The organism is Photobacterium aquae, assembly GCF_001029445.1.
Classification (GTDB): Bacteria; Pseudomonadota; Gammaproteobacteria; order Enterobacterales; family Vibrionaceae; genus Photobacterium; species Photobacterium aquae.
The window spans coordinates 65,972-91,773 of record NZ_LDOT01000002.1; the positions used below are offsets into that span (position 1 = coordinate 65,972).

The following is a 25,802-nucleotide window of genomic DNA, read 5'->3' on the forward strand; positions in this document are numbered from 1 at the left end:
GTCCCTCAAAAATCTTCTGCCCGGTATTGGTTAACAGCCAAAACCTCTCCACTGCTGTCTAATAGCACTATTTCCATTGCGGCAGACAATCCAGCAAGCACCTTGTTCTCTACCAATATCTGGATCTGGTTAGGGGCTAGAGTCAACCCCTCAAACCGCCATTGCTCCTTCCCATAACGATTGCGAACAACGAGGCTAATATTGTCCCAAGCCTGCAATGTATCGTTGATTGCCATGATCGTGACTTTGGGAACCAAATCCCGAGGATTGAAAACGACAACAGGCAACACAGGCTGATAGGCAATGGCCAACTCGGTATATGCTGGTTTCACCTGCCGCTCCACATCCACCACAGACCAAGTAATCGCAGGCCAGCTATCGACAAACATGAACTGATAAATCGCCGCAATGCCCTTATCCTTTCTCAACCTTAGATGCTCGGCTGCAAATTTGGTTACTACCCTTTGATATTCCTGAGAATTATTCCAAAACTGTGACAGGGATTCACCTTGTTGAATATGGGCTATGTTGAGTGTTTCATGGGATTGATAATTGTGATACGCGAGCGTCGCCAACGCTTCCTCACTCAAAGGCCATGGTGGTGGAGACGATGAGCCAATCAAGGATTGCACCATGAGCCAATTGGGCATGGCCTGAGCACCGAATTCACTCACAATCATTGGGGGGGAAAAATCAGCATAATCCCGGTACGAGCCCGAATACCAGCCTAGCCAGGGGTGCTCATGGGTGTAAGAGGCTTTTCGAACAACCCTGCCGTCCTTGGCATCACGCAGGGTTTGGTAGACCTCATCGGTCAGGACGACATTTTGCTCTGGACGATAGCTGGAATACTTATACTGCATCCAACTTGCGTCCCAAGGCGGTTCATTATGGCCACACCAGATAACAATCGATGGATGGTTTGACAGCAACTGTGTCATAGCCTTCGCTTGCTTCGTCGCTGCATTCTTCAATTGAGGAGTATCCGCATAGCCCCACTGCAAGGGAAAATCCTGCCAAACCAAGATCCCTTGTTCATCAGCCAAGTCATAAAATACCCTGCCTGCGACATGGGCATGCACGCGAACGCTGTTGATATTTGCCTCTTTCATCAAGCCAAGGTCGGCTTGATATTGTTTAGGTGATACCTCACCTAGCCACTGGCTAGCAATGTAGTTGGTCCCCCGAATGAAGTAAGGATGACTGTTTATTCGAAATTTCTTCTCATCGCTATCCAATACAATCTGGCGAAACCCGGCCGATGTCGTATGCTGATCGGAAACTTGGCCTGCAACAACAACGTCGACCCTCAAATCATACAGGTTGGGTTTCCCCCAATCCCAAGGCCACCATAATAGGCGATCCTTAATAGGTACCGTTGCCAATACCGTATTGTCACCTATCTCTAATTGCTGCCGGCTAGTCCACTGCTCAACCTCTCCGGTCTCGCGCTCTGTCAAGGTGAATGTCAATTCCGTTGCAATTGGCTGCAAGCTATTTAATTCAATCGTAATATCAGCCGCTGTTGGCCAGCGTCTTCCCGGCTTGGGAAGCCGAGCATTTTGTTCTAGCAGTTGAGGAACTATCGCTAATTGATTTATTACAACAGGCCCCGTTTGCCTAATAGAGACATCTCCCCATATGCCCCCTGAATTCCAATCCTGACCATGATCTGACCACGCTCCGCCAGGACGGGTATCATGATGATTAAGCACCCCTTTAATCAGATGCTTATTCAAGGACCAATCTTCGCCAAGGGGCTCATTAGGGCTATGAACCAATATGTCGACTTGGTTATCACCAGCAAAAATCGCCGACGTTATTTCTGTTCGATGCGGGAGAAAATACCCTTCCTGTCGAGAAAGAACTTGATTGTTAACCGTTATATCAGATGCGTAATCAGCAGCCCCCACGATCAGCCAATATCGGCTATTTGCAGAGAGCGGGGCCAATTCGACTTGCCGAGAGTATTTCACGGTTCCCGCATAATCCAAACCGACCGTTTTCCAATGACCCGGTACAATCATCGAGCTAATAGCAGAAGGTTCAATGTCAGAACGTCCCTGTTCCCCATTGACTAGTTGGAATTGCCATACTCCGTTTAATGACTTTTCTGTTACTATCCAACTATTATCTTCTTGCATAACCACACACGAAGATAATGAGAATAATAAGCACAATAGGATTATTCTCATAACTTCCCTGCTGTATTTATTAACAACTATGTCCGTTTAAGTAATTTAAACGTGTTTCTTTTTTCTGTATTAAAGTACTCAAATTCATCCGTTAACTGCACGACAATAATGAACCCCCTACCTGATGTAGTCCATGTTTCCGGATCATCAGGATCAGGCTCAATAAATTCACCTTTTACCGCGCGGTTAAACTCATCTTGTGACATGGATTGACCATAATCAGAAATTTCAATAACTAACTCTGATTGAGAATTCACAAAACAAGTTAATTCTATCGGCAAGTTATCGGAATACTTATAAGCATGCTCATAGGAATTATTAACAACTTCAACCATGCATAGTTCGACTTGATCTATTGTTTCTTGAACAACATTATTTTTGCGTAAATAACTTATCAGATCATCAGCAATACAACGGGAGACATCTGGTGAAGAATGATATTTACGGGTAAAACGTTCAGTGACCACTTCCATTTATAGTCCCTTACTTATTTAGTTAGTATTTCTTCATTTTCACTTTCTGGCGTTGATTCTACGTATGCAGCCAGTGAACCCATTGACCCCATCATTGGCGATGACTGACGTCGATCTTTCAACATATGAACAGCATCTAGCTCAACAAGTGACTGGGTAAATCCGTCATGACTAATAAAATAATCACCAAAAACGGTTTTATTTTCAATATATGCAGGTGCTGCGATATGAATATAATCACTAACCAAACTATGCTTCACAACCGCGCCACTTTCTACTCGACAATTCGCACCAATAACTGCCGGCCCTTCAATAATTGCTCCTGGTTCTATTTCACAACCGCTACTTATAATAACAGGTGGTGTGATCTGACATTTCTCATAATCAAAAACCGTATTAATCCCAACCCATACACTGGGTTTAACCTGCGTACCAGGAATAGGATAACCCGGTACTTTCCCATATAAAATATCGCTAGTAACCGTCCAAATATCGCTAATATTACCAACATCCAACCATTGGAAGTCCATACTCGTCGCGTAGAAATTGATCCCGGCATCAACTAAACTCGGGAAAAGCTCGCTACCAATATCGAACTCTTTACCCTCTGGAATAAAATCAAAGATTGCCGGTTCAAAGATATAGATACCCGTATTGATCTCATTAGAAAGCGCATCTTCGATTGCAGGTTTTTCTTGGAAACTAGTCACCTTACCGTAAGTATCTGTTACAACAACGCCATATTTAGATACTTCATCATTGGCGACCTGGCGGGTAATAATAGTCGCTATTCCACCTTTTTCCTTATGGCGGCGAACAGCTTCGGTCAAATCCAAATCGATCCACGCATCACCACATACAACCACAAACGTCTCATCGAAAAAGCCCGAGAAATCCTGAATCTTCCTCATCCCACCAGCAGATCCAAGCGCCTTACTTACGAACTTCCCATCAACCATTTCGCCTTCATAGGAATATGATAGCTGTACTTTAAAATGGTGACCGTCACCAAAATAGTTTTCGATGACTTCGGCAAGATGACTGGTATTTACAACAATTTTATCAATACCGTGTTGAGCAAACAGCTGAATCATGGACTCCATGACCGGTTTACCTAATATAGGGATCATCGGCTTAGGAATAATATGGGTAATCGGTTTTACACGGGTCCCTTTACCTGCGGCAAGAATCATTCCTTTCATTTGTTTTTCTCCTTTACACCGCTGTCGCAACTGCATCTTCAATAGAATCATAACTGGTGATCAGCTTGTCCATACGGGTAAGCTTCAGCAGTTCTTGCACAGGCCTTTGAGGATTTACCACACTGATCTTCTTACCTTTAAGTATTTTATAAACAGCCATTATTGCCCCTAGGCCACTGCTATCCATAAACCGAACGTGTGTCAGATCTAAAATCATATGTTCGCCGATATTGCCAACAAGATTTTCTACTTCGCGCCTAAAACTCGGTGCCATCTTGGCATCAAAGCGCTCTTCGTTTATTTGAAGAATTGTGCATTGACCTTGGTTGATAATCTCGTATTGCATGGTTGTTCCCCTTCTAGATATCCAGTCCATTCCACAACAAGCACACTGACATCGTCCTCAAACTGTTCAGCTTGCTGCCAATCTCTCACGCGATTTACTAGTAATTCTGTTTGTAACGTTGTTGGTTGCCCATTCAATTCCATTACCGCTTTTCTAAAGCCCTCTTCAGAGAATTGCTGCGCCCCTTTTTCTGCTTCAGTAATACCGTCGGAATAGAGCCATAGCTTATCCCCAGGCTCAAGCTGCAAATAAGATGTCTCATACTCAACGAAATCAAACGCCCCCACCACAAAGCTATCTTGCCCAACAAATTCAGCATCGCCTTTGATGCCATGAAGCCATACCAATGGTGGATGACCTGCAACGGCAAAAGCCATTTTTCCTGTTTTGATATTCAACACGGCGTAGACCATGGTGAAATAAAGCATATTTTCATCGGTACTGATGTAACGCTGATTCAACTGATGGAGCACTTCATGGGGTTCATTAAGCCGATAATAAGGAGGCGTGTCCGTTGCCGATTTCACAATCGAGCCCCGCTCATTGCTGGCATTGATACTCTGCTGGACAGAGAAAGACATTAGTGCGGAAGAGACGCCGTGCCCGGCAACATCGAGCAAGTAGAAAGCAACATGGTCTTCGTCCAACTGCATGTACCCCAGCATATCACCACCAATTTGGGCACTAGGAATAGATACATAGCTCAACTCGACACCATTTAGCTTACGGTCTGAAGGAAGTAAGCGCTTAAGCAATTCCCCCGCCGATTCTAAATCCTTCTTAATGGTGGCGTACGCTTCATCCAACTGCGTATTTTTCAACGTGACTTCATTGTGCAGCGCAAGATTTCGGAACCCCGCTTCTATCCTGGCCACCAGCTCATCGACATGGGTGTCTTTAACAACAAAATCATCAGCCCCGGCATTTATACCGTGGATAATAGATTCCTGATCATCCTTTCCCGAAAGCAATACGAAAAACAAGTAACGGCCAAAATCCGCCCTTTTCACTCGGCGGCAAAGCTCGACACCATCCATTTCGGGCATCATCCAATCGCTCAGGACAAACTGGATATCCTCGCTGGCCTCTAAGATTTCCAACGCCTGCATCCCATTTTGCGCCGTTGTGACAATAAAGCCCCGCTTAGAGAGCACTTTCTCCATGAACAGCAACATTGTACGGTTGTCATCGACAAGGAGTATTTTTTTCATCGTTGCTGCCCCAATTTTATGCTTTTTATGTATAAACAACATGTTGCATTTGTTTTATATGCCTGTCAATTTATATACAACCATTCCCTTATACCAAACATTCTAGTAACCTTTATTGGGCACAACAAAAATTGGTTGGCAATTTTGTTCGTGACATCAAATATTTGCTCTGCAAGCATTGCAGTATTGAATTTATCAACTAACGAATATCTCAGCATTAACGCAAGAGGCTAAAAAGAGGATTATGGCCAAGAGTTATTTCCGTTCTCTATGTATTACCCTCTTGATGCCTTCTTTATCTATTGCGGGTGAGTACCTCACCGAAACCCAAAAGCATGCACCATCCCCCCAATCCCCCTCGCTCACCTCTTCAAGCAAAACCTCAGAACAGGAGAATGACAGCGAAAACGAATCTGAGAGCTCATTAATTTGGAAAGGGGTTTCTAGCTCTTTTGCTTTGCCTTTCGAGGAATGGGATGACAACAAAGACCAATCGATTTTCCACGGCCTGAGCAGTAACCTCGGTTTGGGCTATCCGTTACTGGAAACGCCTGCGGCAAACATCCCGCCCAACACCACCAATGGCCCGAGCAACACCAACATCACGGGCACGCTCTCTTTGAAATACACCATTTTGGGCAATTGGTTTATTTCAGGAACCCTTTATTACTACCACGACAGTGAGCAGCAACAACCTTGGAACCCAGACTTCACGTATGTTTTTGGCTATAGCGATTGGCGCCCCTATACCCTGAGCTTGATGTATGCCAATTACGGGGGGAATAGGTTTAAGGCCACTGACGAACAACCTGTCACCAATTTTGATCAAGGTACTTGGTCGCTGGGCTGGAAATTCCCTATTGTTGATCCGGTAAAAAGTTGGCTGACCTTTACCGATGAAGGCGCGATTGGATGCCAGATTGATTTCAACTATACCCATGAATATTTTGACCTTGCGTCCACCAGTTACAAGAATGGCCACAAAACCCTGAGTCTAGGTTGCAAGTACGCCATCAGCGGCAACTGGTACGTTAACGGCACAGCCTTTTACTATTTTGATGAAAGCCAAAAACAGCCTTGGAATCCTGACTTCACGTATGGATTTGGCTATTTCGATTGGCGACCTGGCACTATCACCATTCAATACAACAATTACTCTGGCAACCGCTGGCATCCCTCTGAACGTGGTGAGAACACAGGCCGATTTAAAGACGGTGCTATCACCATTGCATATTCATTCCCGTTTTGAGACCCCCATCCCCTTCGTTGTGCAAAATGCTCACAAAAGCAAACTGTAATGTCTGAAATTCCGTCTACTCTAAATGACAAACAAAGAGAAACATGGTGCATATTTACTCGTACTTCTATTACCGCACTGCTAACAATGCCCAATAACAGATAAAATAGGACATGGCATATATTTTGCCGCTCTCTATTCAACCAATGGATAACATAACTCTGCAAACCGGAGAGTAAGCGAGGTCAGCATGGAAGGAACTAAACACAACGATAAAGTCACCGGCACAGAATTAGACGACAGCATTGATGTTCTCTCTGGCAGTGATCAGGTTGATGCCAAAGGCGGTGATGACTTTGTCGTCGGTGGTGAGGGAAGTGATAAGCTCTCCGGTGACAGCGGAGATGACACCATCTTTGGCGATGTACAATACGGTGATAATCCCCCTGCAGAACCAGCCGTTGATGACAGTTGGGGCAATGCACAAACCGTTTACAGCTACTCGGCTTCCGGCGAACCCGAAGAGTCAGTCTCCCATACCGCTCGCCTTGGCAACTACCTTGTTGACGGAACTGGCTCTATCAACACCCGCTTCACAACAACTGAGACATATGCCGCAGTGCTTGTCGAACTGGTTGATAGCTCCGGCACCGTGATTGATCGCGTTCCGGCAATGGTTTCTGAAACGGGTGAAATCTCCCTTGATTACACCTATTCCCAAGACAAATTCAATAACACAGACGAAATTGCGTTTCGCCTAACGACCTCCGAAGGTGACCCCATCTCCGATATAGAGAGCGTGGATATTATTGCCAATAATATCTACGACGACACCATCAGCGGAGGCGATGGCAATGACACGATTTTCGGCCAACAAGGTGCCGATACACTAAGTGGCGGAGCTGGAAACGATTTCCTTGATGGTGACATCAACAACGACATCCTATCAGGCGGCAGCGGCGATGACGTTAGTATTGGCGGCAGCGGCGATGATGTCCTTTATGGTGATGAAGGAAATGACACGCTATTGGGCAGTGATGACAACGATACCCTCTATGGGGGTGATGGAGACGACCTGTTACTCGGCGAGTTGGGGGACGATGTTCTCTTCGGCGGTGAAGGTGCTGATATTCTCGTGGGGGATGACGGTGACGATACCCTAAGCGGAGATGCCGGTGATGACAAACTGTTCGGCGGGCTTGGTACCGATACCCTATCAGGCGGTGAAGGCAAAGATGAAATTCACGGTGATGCTGGCAACGATATTATCAAGGGCGATGCCGGTGATGATTTCATCATGGGCGGAACTGGGGATGATCTCATTGAAGGCGGTGATGACAATGACCTTATCCTCGGTGGAGACGATAACGACACCCTCTACGGCGGGGACGGCAACGATCTCGTTTTAGGTGAGGTCGGTGACGATATTGTTGATGGTGGTGAAGGCGATGACAAACTCTTCGGCGGTATAGGCAACGATACCCTCACCGGTGGCAGCGGCCACGATGAGCTCTATGGTGGCGAAGGTAACGATCATCTTTCTGGGGGCGATGGTAGCGACCAACTCCATGCCAATGAAGGGGACGATGTCATCGATGCGGGTGCCGGAGATGATTTTATCTTTGCAGGAGATGGCAACGATGTAATCGATGGCGGCAGCGGCAATGACACGATTTTTGGAGAGACCGGTAACAACACCATCAATGCAGGTGATGGCGACGACATGGTCTACAGCGATAGCGGCGACGATACCATTGTAACCGGTGACGGGCATGACAGTGTGTTTGCCGGTTCAGGGAATAACATCATAGATACAGGCTTGGATAACGATACCATCTATGCCGAAGATGGCGACGATAAGATCGATGCTGGCGAAGGTCATAATGTGGTGTATGCCGGTGATGGTGACAATACCGTCATCACAGACAGCGGCGACGACGATATATTCTCCGGAGAAGGTGTCGATACCATCACGGCAGGTTCTGGTAATGATGAGGTCTTCTCAGGTGGCGGTAACGACAATATCGATGCTGGCAGCGGCAACGACAGTGTCTATGCCGGTGCTGGTGACGATAATATCGATGGTGTGAGCGGGTTTAACCAACTCTTTGGTGAAGACGGCAACGACAATATCTCTGCCGGACTGAATGCATCAACGCTTTACGGCGGTGCAGGTGAAGACACACTCATCGGCTCCAATGAGAGCGATTATCTCCACGGCGGACAAGATAATGATCTGCTGACTGGTAATGAGGGCGATGACACCTTGGAAGGCGCTGCAGGTGATGATGTACTGGACGGTGGCGAAGGCGACGACATCCTGTTGGCGGGCACCGGGGATGACTCCCTCACCGGTGGCATCGGCAACGATACCCTCGTCGGAGGAACTGGCAACGATACGCTATCTGGCGGCGAAGGCAAAGATGTGCTGGTCGGCGGTGCTGGCAACGACAAACTTGATGGTGGAAGCGGCATCTCTGAGCTCTACGGTGACGATGGTGATGACACCCTGATCAGCCAAGACGAGAATGACTTGCTCAGTGGCGGAAGCGGCAATGATACCCTCCTCTCCTCTGGCGGTGACGACACCGTTTTTGCAGGTAGCGGTGACGATACTATCGATACCGGGGACGGAAATGATACTGTTTTTGGCGATGCCGGCACCAACACCATTTCAACAGGAACCGGCGATGACGCTGTGTACGGTGGTGTTGATACCGATATTATCCAAACTGGCATCGGTGATGACACCGTACTTGCGGGGCAAGGGAACGACACCGTCGATACCGGAACAGGCAATGATTACGTTGAAGCCGGAGACGGTGATGACCATATCACAGCCGGTACAGGTGACGACATTGTTCTTGGTGACGATGGCGATGATACCCTCCTCGGCGGCGAAGGGGATGACTTATTAATTGGTGGTGCAGGCAACGATCTCCTTGATGGCGGCACTGGCGTGTCTGAGCTATACGGCGAAGGCGGCAACGATACGCTCATAAGTGGCGAACAAGACGATATTCTTGGCGGCGGAGCGGGTAACGACACCATCGTTGCCAATGCCGGTAATGACACTGTCTACGCTGGGGCTGGTGATGACAATATCGACACCGGTAGCGGTGACGACATGGTTTACGGCGAATCAGGCCAAAATACCATTCAGACTGGCAGTGGGATGGATACCGTTTATGGCGGCACAGATGCCGATACTGTCGACACCGGTGACGGCAACGACCAAATTTTCTCAGGAGCGGGTGATGACAACCTCTCTGCCGGTGATGGTATCGACCAGATTGATGCTGGTGACGGCAATGATATCGTCGATGGTGGCGCTGGTGACGATAGCCTATTTGGCGGCGGTGGCGATGATATTCTGATTGGCGGCGCAGGGGCCGACTATCTTGCTGGTGGCGAAGGTAATGACACGATTACCGATGATGGTACTGATACGGTATTAGGCGAAGGCGGTGACGACACCCTTACAGCCGCGACCGGTGGTAGTCACCTTATCTTCGGCGGCGCTGGGGATGATACCCTAATAGGTAGTGAGGCCAGCGATACGCTATATGGCGGTGCCGATGAAGATACGATCACTGGCGGTGGTGGTGATGACATTCTCTATGCTGGCGACGGCAACGATAATATTGATGCCGGTGAAGGTAATGACATCGTATATGGCGAAGCTGGTGACAATACCATTGATCTTGGCGAAGGTGCCAACATCCTATATGGCGGTGCGGGTAACGACTCAGCTATCTCAGGTAGCGATAATGATACCCTCTATGGAGCCGGGGGAAATGACAACCTGGATGGCGGACTTGGCGATGATCTGATCGAAGGGGGGGAAGGTGACGATACCCTACTTGGCAATGACGGCAATGATACCCTGGTAGGCGGTGATGACGACGATACGCTCAGCGGTGGTATCGGCGATGACAAACTCTTTGCCGGTGAAGGCAATGACAACCTCGATGGTGGCCAAGGAGATGATGAGCTTCACGGTAATGCGGGCAACAACCAACTTATCGGGGGCGATGGACAGGATACAATTTATGGTGGCTCTGGTAACGATACCGCTAGCGGTGGCGAGGGCGATGATAAGATAGAAACCTTTGCTGGCAACGATAACATTAGTGGCGGCGAAGGCGATGATATTATCAAAGCCGGAGAAGGCAATAACGTCATTGATGGTGGTGCCGGTGACGACATCATTACCGCGGACGACGGAGACAACATGATCAACGAGCTCAGCGGTGGCGATAACACTATTACCCTTGGTGACGGTAACAATACAGTCCAAGGCGGTAGTGGCAATGACAGCATAACAACTGGCAGTGGGAATGACACCATCAATACCGGTGATGGCCATAACAATGTTAATGCGGGTGCTGGCACCAATACCATCGTTGCAGGCTCAGGCAATGACACCATCATATCAGGGGCTGGCGACGACAATATTGATGGCGGAGCGGGCAATGACACCATCAATGCCGGTGATGGTCTCAATACATTAACGGGTGGCCAAGGCGATGATAGCCTTGTGGCTGGAAGCGGAAACGATTCACTTTCCGGCGGGGACGGTAACGATACCCTTACAGGGGGGAGCGGTGACGATATCCTCAAGGGCGATTTAGGTAACGACAAACTCTACGGTGGCGCGGGTAATGATACCCTCGAAGGTAGTGATGGCACCGACAAGTTATACGGTGGCACCGGTGAAGATATTCTTCGTGGCGAAGACGGTGATGACTTCCTTAAAGGCGATAGTGGTAACGATACCCTCTACGGCGGTGAAGGAAATGATACCCTAAAAGGTAGCGGCAACGACGATACCCTCTTCGGAGAGATGGGTAACGATAAACTCTACGGTGACAGCGGTACGGACACTCTCTTTGGTGCGGAAGGAGATGACAAACTTTACGGTGGCTCAGGCAATGATTCACTCTCCGGCGCCGAGGGTAATGATTCTCTGGATGGCGGCAGCAATGATGATGTTCTTGACGGTGGTATCGGTAACGATACGCTAAGTGGTGGTTCTGGCTCAGATATACTCTTTGGCCAAGACGGTGATGATATCCTTGACGGAGGAGATGGACTGGATCAAATCTTCGCGGGTAGCGGCAACGATATATTAATCTTCGACAAGGAGGATATCGATAGCACGGATGGTTCTACAGTCCACTTTAGCGGAGGTGAGGGTTTCGACCTCATGCAGGTAGGCAGTGATGCTAATGGGCAGATCATTGATATGACTGCCACCGCTTACCAAGAGCTGGAAGCTGTGGTGATCAATGCCACCGACGCTGAACTCAAAGTTGGGCTAGACAAAATACTGGCAAACACAACGGCAGAATCAAGTAACGGGCAGTTTGTCTGTACAGGAGCAGGGAAACTTGACTTGGAAGGTTTCGGTTGGCAACTTTCTGATACCACAACCAGTATGTCCCAAGATCTGCAAACTGCCTACGAAGCAAATAGCATTGATACATCCTCATTAACCGGCTATACCTTTACCAATAACGAAGGCAAAGCCGTAACAATCTGGAGCGATAACGACTCTGAAGAGATCAGCTTCAACGGTGCCGATATTTAACCGATAGACCCCCTAAAACAAAAACCTCCCAATGGGAGGTTTTTTTATTCCACAACATCCAAAGTACAATCAGGGTATGCCGTGTACAGGTATCACTTTTTTCCACTGTCACTGTTTACCCGCAAAGTGACTAATATCGTTTCCGTCCTATGTACACAGTAACTACTTAGTTAAACATAAACGCCGATTTTGCTGAATAATAGAGCTTTCATTGGAGATAACAAAATAATAAAACTCTTCTTTCATCTCGTATTTTTGAATGAATGTACGAATATGGCTCAACAAGCTCTTGGCTTCATTATAACGATAGAGATAATCCTTATCGCATACATTTATAACACCAAGATCAACCTGCAATTGATTAAATTGCTTCATCAGTGCATCGACCCGTTTTTCATTTTCAACCTCACGGGCAGAATTTGCGTACAGGCCTTCTAGTTCTTTTCGCTTCTTTTCCCAATCTTCAGATACTTTCGCCGTCAGTTCATTTTCCTTTAACTCCAACAATTCACGCTCTCTCTCAAAACGAGCAACCGTATCATTGGCTTTTCTACGTTCTCGGCTAATGACTGAGTTCATTCTTTGCTGGTAGCGCTTTTCAGCCTCTGCCTGCGCCGTTTGGCTAGCAAACAATGTTGCCTGAAAATACGTAATTTCCGCCTCAAACTTACCAATATCAGCTTGATACTGCTTCAATAATTGATTCTGTCTTTCTGTCTCAATCTCAAATTTTTCAATTACCGAACCCAGCTCCGCACGATAGAGATCAAGTTCATCAATCACCATTTGTTGAGCATCAAACTGAGCGTTATTTACGGTTCTATCGTGACTGTAATGCTGACTCTGGATATACAAAAAAGCAGCTTGCGCGATAACAACTAGAGTTAATCCGACCATGGCCGGCTTATACCAATAGCGACCCTCTCTTATGCCTTTCATACCCGCACCTCAATTCCATAAGTTACGAATGCAGAACTTTGATACCCACTTTAGAACGGCAATGCGGACATATATACGCATTCTTTTCAATTAATTGTTGGCAAGATGGGCACGTAACATGCCGGCGATCCTTACTAAAGTACATCAATAAAGCACCAATAGGCCCCAAGACATAACCCAATAAGATACCGGCAATCAGGTTCCCTTTTTTCTTGCCAAGATAAACAGACAAAACAAAAAATAACAAATAAAAACAGAACCAGAATATGATATTAAATTCCATTTTTACCTCTACGATTCTCTAAAGGCTCGGTAATACGAATTGAACAATGGCGCAGTGAAATATTCCCACATCGTTTGCTCTTCGAGCAAAATAAACACTTCGGTGGGCATCCCAGGGTACAGTTCAATACCCTGTAATCTAGCAACCTCTTGATGATCCAAACGCACTCTTACCAGATACCCTGCTAGCTGATCACGAGATTGAGGTTGTAGACGATCAGCCGCAACATAGATCACCTCACCAGTAACAGGAGGTGTTCGTCGCACATTGTATGCACTCAACCTTACCTTGGCAGCAAGGCCATTATGCACAACATCAATATCTTCAGGCTTGATCAGCGCCTCAACAAGCAGCGCATCACTCTCAGGTACGATTTCCATAATTACGTCACCTGGGTTAATCACCCCACCAATACTATGGACGTTCATCCCTACCACTGTACCCGTGTGTTCACTCCGAATTGTCACTCTCGAGCGTACATCCGTCGCGGCATCAAGCGCCTGCTTAACATCACGCCACTCTCTTTCTACATTAGACAACTCTTCTGTCAGGCGCTGTTCGCGCTCAACAGCCTCCGCCCGATAATCTTGTTCCAACGTTAACAACTGACCATTGACTTGCTCAGTTTCCGCAGTTAATTCTGCTACTTGTGCTTCAATTCCCGCCTGATAACGTTGCAGCTCCAGCATTCGAGTCTTGGAAACATAGCCTTTTTCCACTAGCCCAACCGTCATCTGAATCTCTTGGTTAACTAACTGAAGCTGCCGTGCTATCGCCTTCAACTGAAATTTAGCGCCTCGTAATTGCTCATCCAAAACCAAACGCTGCTGCTTATATTGCCCCTCACGCAAATCACGCCGTAAGACAGATTGGTCAAACTGTAACTTCTGGGTACTATAAATACTGGCTAATTCAACGGAATCAACGCCTCCTATTGGCTGTTGGCTCCATTCTATACTTCTAAACAGAGAAAGATCGGCATTGAGGCGATCACGTTTAGCCCCCAAGGAAACCGAACGTAAAAACAACCGCTGATAATCCGTTTCAGCTTTCGTATTGGAAAGCTCTAACAGCACATCACCAGCTTTTACATACTGCCCTTCCTGAACATAAATCGCCTTTACCCAGCCACCTTGCAGGTGTTGCACCTTCTTGCGCTGTGATTCAACCACCAAGGTACCTTGGGCAATAGATGCCGAGCTCAGTGGCGTCGTCAGAGCCCACAAACCAAAAGCCCCGATGGTGAGAGTCAGGAACAGACAACCAAAAATAATAATATTCCGGGTACTAAAGGGTTGATTATCCATGCTTCACTCCTTGCTCCGCCGTATTGCTTTGTGTGCTTTGTGGTTGATCAACCTCAGACATTAACCCCAAGAACTTATCGCAAGTTCCTGCTTTTTCTATACGCCCCTCTTTAAGTACGATCACCCAGTCCATCTGACGTAAAAAACCAGGCCGATGGCTAATCATCACGACAGTAATACGGTTTTCCTTGCAGTACTGGAGCACAATAGCAAGCGCCACTTCACCTTCAGGATCTAAATTCGAGTTTGGCTCATCCAGCACCAGAATACTGGGCGTTGAAAATACGGCCCTGGCCAAACCAATTCTTTGCTTCTGCCCACCGGATAACTGTACCCCTCCTTCGCCCAAGTATGTGTCATACCCCTGCGGGAGCGACACGATTAGCTCATGGATACAGGCCAATCGGGCTGCATGGATAATTTCCTCTGCGGGCGCATTGGAAAAACGACAGATATTTTCAGCGACTGTCCCTGCCAGCAGTCCCACTTCTTGCGGAAGATAACCGATATGCTTACCGAATTGCTCTTCAGGCCATAGTTCAATGGAAGCGCCGTCAATTTTTATATTTCCCGTACTGGGCTTATGAATCCCCATAATGAGCTGGGCTAGCGTCGATTTCCCCGAGCCGCTATTACCCATAATCGCCAGCGCATTTCCGGCCCCAAGTTTAAAACTGATATTTTGTAAAACAGGTTGATTTTGATGCGGTAGTTTAAGGCCGACATGGTGAAGCAGTAACTCACCTCTCGGCTCGGGAAGCGCCGTTTTGGTCCTTGTGGGGCCACTCTCCCCATAGCGGGCTAAACGTTGTAGTGCCTGATAGGCGCTGAACCAACTCTTCCAACCACTAACAGCCTGTTCGAACGGTGACAGTACCCTCGCCATGATAATAGAACTTGCAATGATTGCCCCAGCACCAAGCGAATTTTGGAGAACAAGCACCACCCCGACCGTCAATACTGCTGCCTGTAACAAGGTACGGAAATAACGGCTTATCGATAACAACTGTCCCGTTCTTGCATTTAGCCGCCACTGCAAATCCATTAGCTCAACATTGCGCTTATTCCACACTCGACCAATGCTGTCTGACATCCCCATCGCTCTTAGCATCGGCGCATTACGGAGAAAATCATTCAACTCCATGGAGGTCTTCACACCTAGCGACTGAGCTTTTTCATTAGGCTGCTTTGCTGAAACCAGCATCACCACAGACAAAAAACAAAAAACCAAACAGCCAATCAAGGCCACAACCCCTATATAAGGGTGAAGCAAGAACAAAATAAATAAGAAGAGTGGCACCCAAGGGATGTCGAACACTGCTGACGTTGAAGGCGTTACCAAAAACTGGCGTAGCTCAGCTAAGTCTTGCAATCCTTGTTTTTCAATACGGCTACATTTTGAAGAACAACGAATACTTTCAGCCAATAAATCTGAACTCAATGCCGAATCTAGCTTCAACCCCGTTCGCTGCAACAGCAAAGTTCGTGTATGTTCCAATATAGCTTGGGCGGTTAATAGAATAAGAGCAATAGCGGCTAACGCCATAAGCGTATCCATACTTCCGCTGCTGAGCACCCTATCAAACAACTGCAAACTGTATATTGGCAGTGTTAGTACTAAAAAATTGATCGCAAAACTAAACAAAGCAACAAAGTACAGATCCCGCTTGCATGCCTTGAATGCCTGATTGAGTATATGCTGCAACAAAGCGCCTCCCAATACTCCACTTGATGTATATAAAAGTATAGGACAGCACTTGAAAAAATAAGCGCTAAGATTAATTATATTTCTTTAACATCAGAGACTTAAAACATGAGGCATCGATCACACTTTTAAACATTCATTCCGCAGCACCAAGGGTATTGAGAATATATGGCACACAGATACGGACAATTTAACTGCTTATTAAAATGGCTGGTGACATATACCCTATTGGTGATAACCAATACCTCCTCAGCTACGGACACTAAAGAAGACGAAGCGCCTAGTTTCTACGGTAACCGTACGATTGCCATTGAGATAACCCAACCAACTAAACAAGACATCCAGTTCCAAAGGCGATCAATCGCCCCTGCAATTACAGGAGACGATACCAACAGATCATTGTCGCCCAATACGGAATTTCACCATCCGCACATTATCGTCCCTGTCAAAGCAGATACGGTGAAAAATACGCTTGATTTAAATCGCAATGAAATGCTGCTGGCAAAAAAAGCCTTTTATTATTTTGAAAGAAACTGGCAGGAAACAACAGGGTTAGTCGACTCAGTACAAGGTTACCCACATACGACGATGTGGGATATTGCCAGTGTGCTTGCCGCGACCATATCAGCAGAAGGCCTTGGCATCATAGCACTAGACCAATCACACCAACGCATCGAGCTCCTCCTTGAGACCTTAGCGACCTTGCCTCTTTATGACAATCGGCTCCCGAACCGCGAATACAATACACGCACAGCCCAACCATCCGGCAGATATAGCACAAGCCCCAGCAAGGGAAACGGCTGGTCAGCGCTGGATATAGGCAGGCTATTGCTATGGCTCGATATAACACGCCGCTATCATCCAGAGCATCAGAAAAAAATTGAACATATTAAAAAACGCTGGGCGTTAGATGCATCAATAAAAGACACAAATTTGTACGGTGAACTGAAAACCGGATCAACCGTCAAGTACAGGCAAGAAGGACGACTTGGATATTTACAATATGCAGCAACTGGCTTCAAGCTGTCAGGGTTCGATGTTTCAAATGCCTTTGATAAAGGCGATACCCTAACCGTTAACGTCGATGGCATAGATTTACTGGCAGATAATCGTAATCTTCCTTATTTCACATCCGATCCTTATGTCCTCTATGCGATCGAAATAGGCCAAAACAACGCATGGTGGGATCAATTGGATCCGCTATTTACCCTCCAAAAACAAAAATCAAACAAAGAGCAGTCGTTATGGATCTTCGCAGAAGATGCCTTAAACCGTGCTCCCTGGTTTAGTTACAACAATATCTTTATCTATGGAAAATCATGGTTAAGTACTGCACCTGGCGGGAAAACCATAGAGAACCCGCAAATATTCAGCAACAAGGTGGGGTTTGGATTTAGCGTCCTGTTCCCTGATGATCCCTTCAGCCAAATCTTATCTGAAGCTGTTATTAGCCACAGTCTGGCACACCGCTCTATCCCTACCGGCATATATCAAAACGGAGGACCCAACACTGCATATAATATCAATACTAACTCTCTTATCCTTGCCGCCCTTTGGTATAAGCACCGCCATTATCGGCCTCTCATTGAACAAGGCACTGTCTCTGCGCGCCCATAAAAATACACGAGGTCTCTGCCAATCTATTTTGTCATCCTGGTCTAGTTTCTTCCTTCCACCATTGCCCTATTTCCCCAGAGTTCACGCTTATCTCATAAATGCGACAGGTTTCTGTACTGAAAAAAAAACTAAGATTCACAACAGCTATGGTTGATTTATCCGTAGCACAATTTTGTGTAACTAGGACGTTTTTATGAAACCCACATTAACAACCAACGCGATATTCACATTGTTTATTATGGGCTTATCACTACCGGCAAGCGCTCAGAATAGTATTGATGACTTATTAACGGATTTTGACCAAACCATCTGGTGGAAATCCGATGGCTGGAGCAACGGTTTCCCTTTTCTTAATCGCTGGGAAGGTGAAGCTATCGAACACAGTGACAATGGAATGACCATTATTCTGTCACATCAACCTAGTACAGAAAGTAATTACGCTTTTCAATCGGGGGAACTACGTAGCCATAATTTTTATGGCTATGGCTGTTATGAGGTGGAGATGAAGGCCGCCGCGGTGCCTGGTGTGATTAGTTCTTTTTTCCTCTTTGCCGGACCTTATGACAAACCCGTTAATGGAAACGGTATGCACAATGAAATCGACATTGAATTTTTAGGTAACAATACCAACGCCGTCCAGTTTAATTTCTGGACCAACGACGATCGATATGCACGAAGCCATGAACATCTCCACTACCTCAGTTTTGACGCTTCACAGAAATATCACCGCTACGCGATTCAGTGGACCGCCGACGGCATTGAATGGTACATAGATGGCGTGCGAGTTTACCGTGTCGATAATTTACCCTCGGATCCAACCCCGACCATCGATGACAATCGACTACGAATCATGGCTAATTTATGGGCAACGGATCCTCGTATTTCCAATTGGGCTGGTGAATTTGATACCTCTCCCTCAAACCAGGCCACGGCACAATATAAAGCCATCCGATTTATCCCTAATGGCCAGTGCTCAACACCACTGTAAGACAGGCAAAGATCCTCAAGGCGCACTATACTCCTATAGTCCTTAGGTCTTACAGCAACAAATGAACAACAAAGTACACTTGCCATAACGTACTCGGTGTAAAAAAAACGGCGTGCTAAGCACGCCGTTTTCATATCTGCTATTTATCACATTCCCATCAGAATGATAGGAATACACCTGCAATAGTCGCACTCATCAAGTTAGCAAGCGTCGCTGCGAAAATTGCTTTAAAGCCCAGACGGGCAATATCCGGACGACGGCTTGGAACAACCCCGCCTAAACCACCCATAAGCATCGCAATGGAAGTCAGGTTTGCAAAACCACACAAAGCAAAGGTCACTACCGCTTGAGAATGCGTACTTAGCTGATCTTTTACTGCCATCAAATCGGCAAAAGCAACAAATTCGTTTACCGCAATCTTTTTACCAATCAGGCTAGCGGCAACTGTCGCTTCAGACCATGGCACACCAATCAACCATGCCACAGGAGCAAACAGGTAACCAAAGATCATTTCTAGGCTGAAGTTCTCAATGCCAATCCAGCTACCCACATGGGCAAGACCACCATTGATCAGGGCAATCAAACTGATAATAGCAAGCAAGCTCGCACCTACAGCCATCACAATTTGCAAACCGCTTAAAGCGCCCTGAGTTGCTGCATCGATAATATTTACCGGTGCATCATCATCTTCGTCTTCGTTGCCTTGGTCTTCAGAGATTTGTTCTGTTTGCGGCACCAGAATTTTAGCCATCATCAAACCCGCAGGGGCAGACATGAAGCTTGCAGCAATCAGGTAACTGATATCTACACCCAAGCCAGCGTAACCAACCAATGTGCCGCCTGCAACCGATGCCAAACCGCCAACCATAACGGCAAAAAGCTCTGAACGTGACATTTTGGCTAGATATGGACGTACCACAAGCGGTGCTTCAACTGAGCCCACAAAAATATTGGCCGTTGCAGACATAGATTCAGTGCGGGTTGTACCTAGCAGGCGCTGCAGCATGCCGCCGATACTACGGATGATGAAGCCCATCACACCAAGGTAGTAAAGCACAGAAATCAACGCTGAGAAGAAAACGATTGTTGGCAGTACATTGACTGCAAAAATGAAGCCCAGCTTGAATTGTGCCAATTGGCCAAACAGGAACTCGGTACCGATACGGCCGTAGTCAATAATGCCAGATACCGCATTGGACACGCTGTTCAAAATTTCGCGGCCAACAGGTACGTATAGAATGAAACCGGCAAAAACTAACTGGATGGCAAAAGCCCCGCCAACAGTGCGCCAGTTAATCTCACGTCGATTTTCAGAAAACAGAATTGCAATCGCAAAAAGCGTTATTACGCCAAGTGCGCTGACCAAGTAGTGCACGGCCAACTCCCAGAAAGTTATTTAGTAAACGATTGCGGAGGCATTCTATTCATAACTAAAAGTGTGACAAGCATCAAATTGTTGCGCTTTTTTACACTTAAAAAACATATGAAAGTAAAACGATTAAATCACAGACGATATCAGCGATTTAGCAGGGATTGGTGCAAATAGGGGATACTATTGTCACCCTGAGTGATAATTAGGGCGAGAAATCATTATATCTATAACCTCTTTCGCCCAAATAACAACCGCCTCAGTTGAGTACTTTATCCCAATAAGCCGGCTCACCAATATGAGATTTAGCAAATTCAATGAAGGCCTGAACCTTCTTTGGTAGGAACTTGTGGCGAGGATAAACAGCATACAGTGGCATATGCTGTGAGAGTTCCCAGTCAGGCAAAAGCCGCACCAACTTCCCTTCCTGAAACTCTTTGTCCAGCAAATAAGTCGCAAGATACCCGATCCCATGTCCTGCAAGTGCCGCATCCAAAATAGCATCTGCAGAATCGACCCGGTAATTTCCCTTCACTTTTATCGCCCTATCCTCTCCCTCTTGGCTGAAACACCACACATTATCTTTACGCTCACGACTGTAATAAATAATGCAGTTATGTTGCTCTAACGCCTCAGGCGTATAAGGCACGCCTTCTTGGGCCAAATATTCAGGGCTAGCAGCCAAAATAAAATGACAGTCGGTCAAATGTCGTGCGACAAAACCTTCCGGCGGCGAGTCTGTCATCCCTATCCACAGATCAAATTGCTCGGCAATTAAATCCACCCGGTGGTCAAACAAACTCATCTCAACATCTATATTGGGGTAAAGTGCATGAAATGACTTAATGTATGGGGCAATATGATGCTTTGCAAAAGACTGGGCGATCCCCACCCGAAGTCGGCCCTGCATCGAGTCCGATGCGGTAACTAACTCGCTCTCAGCCTCATTAATTTCGTCTACGACATTATTACAATGTACAGCAAACCGCTCCCCAGCTTCAGTCAATGAAAATGAGCGCGTAGTCCGCTGAACCAGCTGAACACCAAGACGCTCTTCTAGCTGCTGGACTTGCTTGCTCACCTGAGTCCGAGAAATATCCAACAGCTGCGCTGCTTTGGTAAAACTGCGCTGCTTAGTCAACGCATTGAATACCACCATTTGCTGGGCTTTTTTGATCACCATTCAGCTAATCCGATTCATTTATTTTTCTATCACCCACTATACCAAACCCCCTTACAATGAAAAACGGCTGGTCTTTCGACCAGCCGTTTCATCAACCAAACCGACTTAGAATGCTTAAATTTTGAATACGGACAACTGCTGCTTCTGCTGCTCTGCCAAACGTGACAACTCATTGCTCGCCAAGGCACTTTGACTGATCCCAGCCACGTTCTGATTCACAATCGCAGACATATTCGTGATATTTCGGCTGATATCCTGAGTCACCTGTGATTGTTGTTCCGCCGCCGTCGCTACCTGCGTGTTCATATCACTAATCTGCATCACCGAATCAGTAATACCCAACAAAGCGTCATTGGCCTGAGTTGACAACAACTGATTACGCTCAAGCATCTCAAGGCTGCTCTGCATACTACTGTTGGCATTCACTGACTGTGACTGTAGCTCTTCAATAATTGACTGAATTTCGATGGTCGAGTCTTGGGTCCGAGCCGCAAGCATCCGCACCTCATCAGCAACAACGGCAAAACCGCGTCCCAATTCACCCGCTCGCGCCGCTTCAATGGCCGCGTTTAACGCCAACAAGTTTGTTTGCTCAGAAATACCGCGAATCACTTCAATCACTTTGTTGATCTGATCTGACTGGTCTTTCAACTGAGTAACCACACCTGCCGCTTCCCTCAATTGATGAGACATCTCTCGGCTCGCAGCATTGCTTTGTTCAAAAATGCTTAACCCCTGTCGAGCTAGCTCATCTGTTTGCTTAGCTGTTGAATCTGCCAAGGTCGCATTATCGCTCACATTATCAGCCGTACTCGACAGTTCATTCACCGCTGAGGCAACCTGATCAATCTCATTAAGCTCTGATTGCGCATTAACTTCAGACTGCGTCATTACCGTTGCCAGCTCCGTCGCTGCCGCTGCAACGTCTTCACTGATGCGAATCAAAGACTCAACTGTACCGTTCAATTGGCTCACTGTCGCATTCACATCACTGCTCAGCTTAGACAGCTCGTTGTCACCCTCAGAGTCGGCGCGTATCGTTAGATTACCCTTAGCTACTTCACGCATAACCATTTGAATATTGATAATAGGCTTAACGATCAAACCAGAGAGAACCCAAGCCAAAATAATGGCAACCACAAACACCGCCATAATCCCGAAAGCAACGGAACTCATCAAATCCGTGTTAGCAATTTTGCTCTGATCCATGCTGTTCTTCGAGTAAGTATTGACCTTTTGTGACAACGCATCGATAGCCTTAACCATCTCATTGCCTGACTGACGATACTGACTAATAAAGCTGTCGAATTCACTCTTGCTCTTAACACCTGAATCAACCTCGGCAAAAAAAACTATTGCCGCTCTTGAAAGATCAATATAACGCTGGATCGCCAGCTCAACCTTGACCGCATCCTCTCGCAAAGCATCGACATCTTCCAACACTTGAAGATCATCATTAAGCGACTTAATCTGGCCCGATATTTCATCTAAAAATAATGCGCGACGAGACGGATCGTAGATAGCGTAAACCGCTGAAATACGCAGTGGGTAAACGGCATTAGTGATATGAGATAACGTATCCTTATATGAGACTAAGTCATTGGTATTATTAAAAATAACACCTTGCTCTGTCTCAAGCTTTGACTTCGTTGTTGTTAAAGCGGCAAGTAAAAGAACAACTAAAATCATTACAGGCAGCAATACCTGATAACGAACAGATAAGTGGCTCAATGAAAAATGCATGTAGACGACCTTACATATTAGAATAATAGAAGCGCCACAACGGCTATGGTTTTAGCGCGCGCGCAATATATTCAAAGTCAAAAATGCTGTCTACATTCATTTTATGAAGTATTTGTTTCACATAGTCACTGATGACTAGTATTTAGACCTAAAACAAATGATAAATTAAATAATATCAACACTATAGATAAAACAAAAACATCACTAATATCTAAACAAGAGAGTCATTACTAGCACAAGTAACTATACTTTTTTAATCAATAGATGCCATCTAAATAAATTAGGTGACTAATTAAACAAAAAAAGCCGATCTTACGATCGGCTCTTCATCAACACACTATCTAGACTAGATTCTAAAGAATGACAGTTGCTGCTTCTGTTGTTCCGCCAAACGTGACAACTCATTACTTGCCGTCGCACTCTGGCTAATACCTGTTACGTTTTGATTTACAATCTCCGACATATTAGAGACGTTACGGTTAATATCTTGAGTAACTTGAGACTGTTGCTCTGCCGCTGTAGCCACTTGGGTATTCATATCGCTGATCTGTACCACAGATTCCGTAATCCCCAGCAAAGCATCATTGGCCTGATTGGCCAACTGTTGATTGCGCTCCAGCATCTCAAGGCTACTTTGCATGCTGTCGTTGGCATTAAGCGACTGAGACTGTAATTCTTCAATAATGGTTTGAATTTCTTTAGTTGAATCCTGCGTACGAGCAGCCAACATCCGAACCTCATCGGCAACCACCGCAAAACCACGGCCTGATTCACCGGCACGCGCCGCTTCAATGGCCGCATTCAGCGCCAACAGGTTAGTCTGCTCTGAAATACTGCGGATAACCTCAATAACCTTGCTAATTTGATCCGACTGCTCTTTCAATCGAGTTACAACATCTGCCGCTTGACCCAATGTCTCAGACATTTGTCGACTCGCCGCACTGCTTTCCTCAAAGACTCTCAAACCCTGCCGTGCCAATTCATCCGTTTGTTTGGCTGTTGAATCGGCTACCGTCGCGTTATCACTGACATTATCGGCTGTACTTGACAGTTCATTCACCGCTGAGGCGATCTGATCAATCTCACTCTGCTCCGCTTGGGCATTCGACTCCGATTGCGTCAACACTGCAGCCAACTCTGTCGATGCCGCTGCTACGTCTTCGCTGATGCGCATCAAAGATTCAACTGTCGTATTCAATTGGCTAACCGTGAGATTCACGTCACCGCTAAGTTTAGCTAACTCGTTCGTGCCATCTTGCTCAGCACGTACTGTCAGATTACCGGCCGCAACATCACGCATCACAGTCTGCAACTTCACGATAGGGTTCACAATCAAACCAGATAGCCACCAAGCTGTCAGCATAACCGAAATGAATACAACAAAAATGACAATCGATGACCAGTACATCAAGCTCGCATTATTTGCTTGGCTTTCTTTCATGCTCTGAGAAGAAAAGTCATTAACTTTTTGAGACAACATATTGATGGCCTCAACCATCTCATTACCCACTTTAATATATTCAGCGGTATAACGGTTGAGGTCTCGCTGCTCTACGTCACCAGAACTCAATTGCTCCAGCATTTTCATCGCATTTCGCGAATAATCGACATATTTTTGAATCGCAGCTTCTACTTTCTTGGTATCAGCCAAGAACACCGGTTCGCTCTCCAGCAATTCTAAATTGTCATTTAGAGTACTGATTTGCTTATTAACTTCATTTAAAAAACTTTCACGCTTGTTTGCATCAAAGATTGCATAAGCAGCTGAAATTCTGAGGGGGTAAACCGTATCATCAATACCGGCCAATGCATCTTTGTATTTCACCAAATTGGCCGTATTAGAAAAAATTACGCCTTGCTCCGTTTCTAATTTAGACTTTGTGGTTAACAAAGCAACAAGCAACACAACAACCATAATCATCACAGGTAATAATACCTGGAACCGCACTGATAAATTTTTCAGTGAAAACTGCATGACACGTGATCCTTACTAACATCGAATTTTGGCATACCTAAGCCTCTTCTCAACCATCAATTGTATAGGTAGCATCAGTAGCTCCCCATAAAAATACAATCTAACGATTACAATAGTTATATCTCTAATACTTATTTACATTGAGAAATTATATTAAACACGATTCATTACGTATCTTATAGAAGGAGCTTAGGTATACTTAGAGTAAATTAATAATACTATCAGGAATATAAGACTCAATCTGGGTCTTGTCTATAAAAAAAGGATATTTCAACAAAAAAAGAATATATAACTCACCTCACTTTCGTGATATTCCTCACATAAAGAAATCCTATTTGGAATAAAATATAATTTTCCATTTTTGTTAATACAAAAAGGTATATTTTATTCCACTTACATTGAAACATTCGCACCAATGACCTGTCCAACAACTTAG

16 protein-coding genes are annotated in these 25,802 nt (G+C 45.9%); 4 read left to right on the forward strand and 12 right to left on the reverse strand.

Features of this window, described 5'->3' with window-relative positions; all coding sequences use genetic code 11:
• Window positions 1-5: 5 nt before the first annotated feature.
• The 5 genes from ABT56_RS01050 to ABT56_RS01070 all read right to left on the reverse strand — a co-directional run bounded on the left by ABT56_RS01050 (window position 6) and on the right by ABT56_RS01070 (window position 5,427).
• The gene (locus ABT56_RS01050; protein ID WP_053062347.1) at window positions 6-2,144 is read right to left on the reverse strand and encodes a glycoside hydrolase family 2 protein; all 2,139 of its coding nucleotides are present in this window, start codon (window positions 2,142-2,144) and stop codon (window positions 6-8) included.
• Window positions 2,145-2,221: 77 nt separating this feature from the next.
• A complete protein-coding gene (locus ABT56_RS01055; RefSeq protein ID WP_047877003.1) occupies window positions 2,222-2,668 on the reverse strand; it encodes an ATP-binding protein in 447 nt (148 codons plus the stop codon).
• Between the two features lie 14 nt (window positions 2,669-2,682).
• On the reverse strand, window positions 2,683-3,870 hold the full coding sequence (locus ABT56_RS01060) for a nucleotidyltransferase family protein (RefSeq protein ID WP_047877004.1): 1,188 nt from the start codon (window positions 3,868-3,870) through the stop codon (window positions 2,683-2,685).
• A gap of 13 nt (window positions 3,871-3,883) precedes the next feature.
• A complete protein-coding gene (locus ABT56_RS01065; RefSeq protein ID WP_047877005.1) occupies window positions 3,884-4,216 on the reverse strand; it encodes an STAS domain-containing protein in 333 nt (110 codons plus the stop codon).
• Window positions 4,168-5,427, reverse strand: coding sequence for a PP2C family protein-serine/threonine phosphatase (locus ABT56_RS01070; RefSeq protein ID WP_047877480.1), 1,260 nt, complete (start codon window positions 5,425-5,427; stop codon window positions 4,168-4,170). Before ABT56_RS01070 ends, ABT56_RS01065 begins: the two co-directional genes overlap by 49 nt.
• 244 nt (window positions 5,428-5,671) lie before the next feature.
• On the opposite strand from ABT56_RS01070, the gene ABT56_RS01075 reads away from it, so the two are divergent.
• Window positions 5,672-6,676 carry a hypothetical protein gene (locus ABT56_RS01075; protein ID WP_047877006.1) on the forward strand — a complete coding sequence of 335 codons (1,005 nt, stop codon included), beginning with the start codon at window positions 5,672-5,674 and terminating at the stop codon, window positions 6,674-6,676.
• A 238-nt stretch (window positions 6,677-6,914) separates the two neighbouring features.
• Entirely contained in the window at window positions 6,915-12,257 is a 5,343-nt protein-coding gene (locus tag ABT56_RS01080; protein WP_047877007.1) for a beta strand repeat-containing protein, read from the forward strand.
• A 162-nt stretch (window positions 12,258-12,419) separates the two neighbouring features.
• On the opposite strand, the gene ABT56_RS23170 is transcribed toward ABT56_RS01080, so the two are convergent.
• The 3 genes from ABT56_RS23170 to ABT56_RS01095 all read right to left on the reverse strand — a co-directional run bounded on the left by ABT56_RS23170 (window position 12,420) and on the right by ABT56_RS01095 (window position 16,494).
• Window positions 12,420-13,196 carry a hypothetical protein gene (locus tag ABT56_RS23170; RefSeq protein ID WP_053062348.1) on the reverse strand — a complete coding sequence of 259 codons (777 nt, stop codon included), beginning with the start codon at window positions 13,194-13,196 and terminating at the stop codon, window positions 12,420-12,422.
• Between the two features lie 291 nt (window positions 13,197-13,487).
• On the reverse strand, window positions 13,488-14,786 hold the full coding sequence (locus ABT56_RS01090) for an HlyD family type I secretion periplasmic adaptor subunit (protein ID WP_047877008.1): 1,299 nt from the start codon (window positions 14,784-14,786) through the stop codon (window positions 13,488-13,490).
• Window positions 14,779-16,494 (reverse strand): type I secretion system permease/ATPase, encoded by a 1,716-nt coding sequence (locus ABT56_RS01095; protein WP_157037759.1) that lies wholly within the window; start codon window positions 16,492-16,494, stop codon window positions 14,779-14,781. The genes ABT56_RS01090 and ABT56_RS01095 overlap by 8 nt, the downstream gene beginning before the upstream one ends.
• 165 nt (window positions 16,495-16,659) lie before the next feature.
• Between ABT56_RS01095 and ABT56_RS01100 the strand changes: the two genes are divergently transcribed.
• Window positions 16,660-18,108 (forward strand): DUF3131 domain-containing protein, encoded by a 1,449-nt coding sequence (locus ABT56_RS01100; RefSeq protein WP_047877010.1) that lies wholly within the window; start codon window positions 16,660-16,662, stop codon window positions 18,106-18,108.
• Between the two features lie 193 nt (window positions 18,109-18,301).
• The gene (locus tag ABT56_RS01105; RefSeq protein ID WP_053062349.1) at window positions 18,302-19,096 is read left to right on the forward strand and encodes a family 16 glycosylhydrolase; all 795 of its coding nucleotides are present in this window, start codon (window positions 18,302-18,304) and stop codon (window positions 19,094-19,096) included.
• 157 nt (window positions 19,097-19,253) lie between these two features.
• On the opposite strand, the gene ABT56_RS01110 is transcribed toward ABT56_RS01105, so the two are convergent.
• The 4 genes from ABT56_RS01110 to ABT56_RS01125 all read right to left on the reverse strand — a co-directional run bounded on the left by ABT56_RS01110 (window position 19,254) and on the right by ABT56_RS01125 (window position 25,366).
• Window positions 19,254-20,471, reverse strand: a complete 1,218-nt coding sequence (locus ABT56_RS01110) for a NupC/NupG family nucleoside CNT transporter (RefSeq protein ID WP_047877011.1) — start codon at window positions 20,469-20,471, stop codon at window positions 19,254-19,256.
• Window positions 20,472-20,724: 253 nt separating this feature from the next.
• Window positions 20,725-21,645 carry a LysR family transcriptional regulator gene (locus ABT56_RS01115; RefSeq protein WP_047877483.1) on the reverse strand — a complete coding sequence of 307 codons (921 nt, stop codon included), beginning with the start codon at window positions 21,643-21,645 and terminating at the stop codon, window positions 20,725-20,727.
• A 117-nt stretch (window positions 21,646-21,762) separates the two neighbouring features.
• Window positions 21,763-23,391: a methyl-accepting chemotaxis protein gene (locus ABT56_RS01120; protein ID WP_047877012.1), complete on the reverse strand. Its 1,629-nt coding sequence runs from the start codon at window positions 23,389-23,391 to the stop codon at window positions 21,763-21,765.
• A 346-nt stretch (window positions 23,392-23,737) separates the two neighbouring features.
• Window positions 23,738-25,366 carry a methyl-accepting chemotaxis protein gene (locus ABT56_RS01125; protein ID WP_047877013.1) on the reverse strand — a complete coding sequence of 543 codons (1,629 nt, stop codon included), beginning with the start codon at window positions 25,364-25,366 and terminating at the stop codon, window positions 23,738-23,740.
• Window positions 25,367-25,802 lie beyond the last annotated feature (436 nt).

Bases quoted from the DNA above. Each gene is read 5' to 3' on its own strand.
- ABT56_RS01120 (WP_047877012.1), bottom strand. From the start codon at position 23,391: ATGCATTTTTCATTGAGCCACTTATCTGTTCGTTATCAGGTATTGCTG.
- ABT56_RS01125 (WP_047877013.1), bottom strand. From the start codon at position 25,366: ATGCAGTTTTCACTGAAAAATTTATCAGTGCGGTTCCAGGTATTATTA.
- ABT56_RS01090 (WP_047877008.1), bottom strand. From the start codon at position 14,786: ATGGATAATCAACCCTTTAGTACCCGGAATATTATTATTTTTGGTTGT.
- ABT56_RS23170 (WP_053062348.1), bottom strand. From the start codon at position 13,196: ATGAAAGGCATAAGAGAGGGTCGCTATTGGTATAAGCCGGCCATGGTC.
- ABT56_RS01105 (WP_053062349.1), top strand. From the start codon at position 18,302: ATGAAACCCACATTAACAACCAACGCGATATTCACATTGTTTATTATG.
- ABT56_RS01080 (WP_047877007.1), top strand. From the start codon at position 6,915: ATGGAAGGAACTAAACACAACGATAAAGTCACCGGCACAGAATTAGAC.
- ABT56_RS01060 (WP_047877004.1), bottom strand. From the start codon at position 3,870: ATGAAAGGAATGATTCTTGCCGCAGGTAAAGGGACCCGTGTAAAACCG.
- ABT56_RS01100 (WP_047877010.1), top strand. From the start codon at position 16,660: ATGGCACACAGATACGGACAATTTAACTGCTTATTAAAATGGCTGGTG.
- ABT56_RS01065 (WP_047877005.1), bottom strand. From the start codon at position 4,216: ATGCAATACGAGATTATCAACCAAGGTCAATGCACAATTCTTCAAATA.
- ABT56_RS01050 (WP_053062347.1), bottom strand. From the start codon at position 2,144: ATGCAAGAAGATAATAGTTGGATAGTAACAGAAAAGTCATTAAACGGA.
- ABT56_RS01075 (WP_047877006.1), top strand. From the start codon at position 5,672: ATGGCCAAGAGTTATTTCCGTTCTCTATGTATTACCCTCTTGATGCCT.
- ABT56_RS01070 (WP_047877480.1), bottom strand. From the start codon at position 5,427: ATGAAAAAAATACTCCTTGTCGATGACAACCGTACAATGTTGCTGTTC.
- ABT56_RS01055 (WP_047877003.1), bottom strand. From the start codon at position 2,668: ATGGAAGTGGTCACTGAACGTTTTACCCGTAAATATCATTCTTCACCA.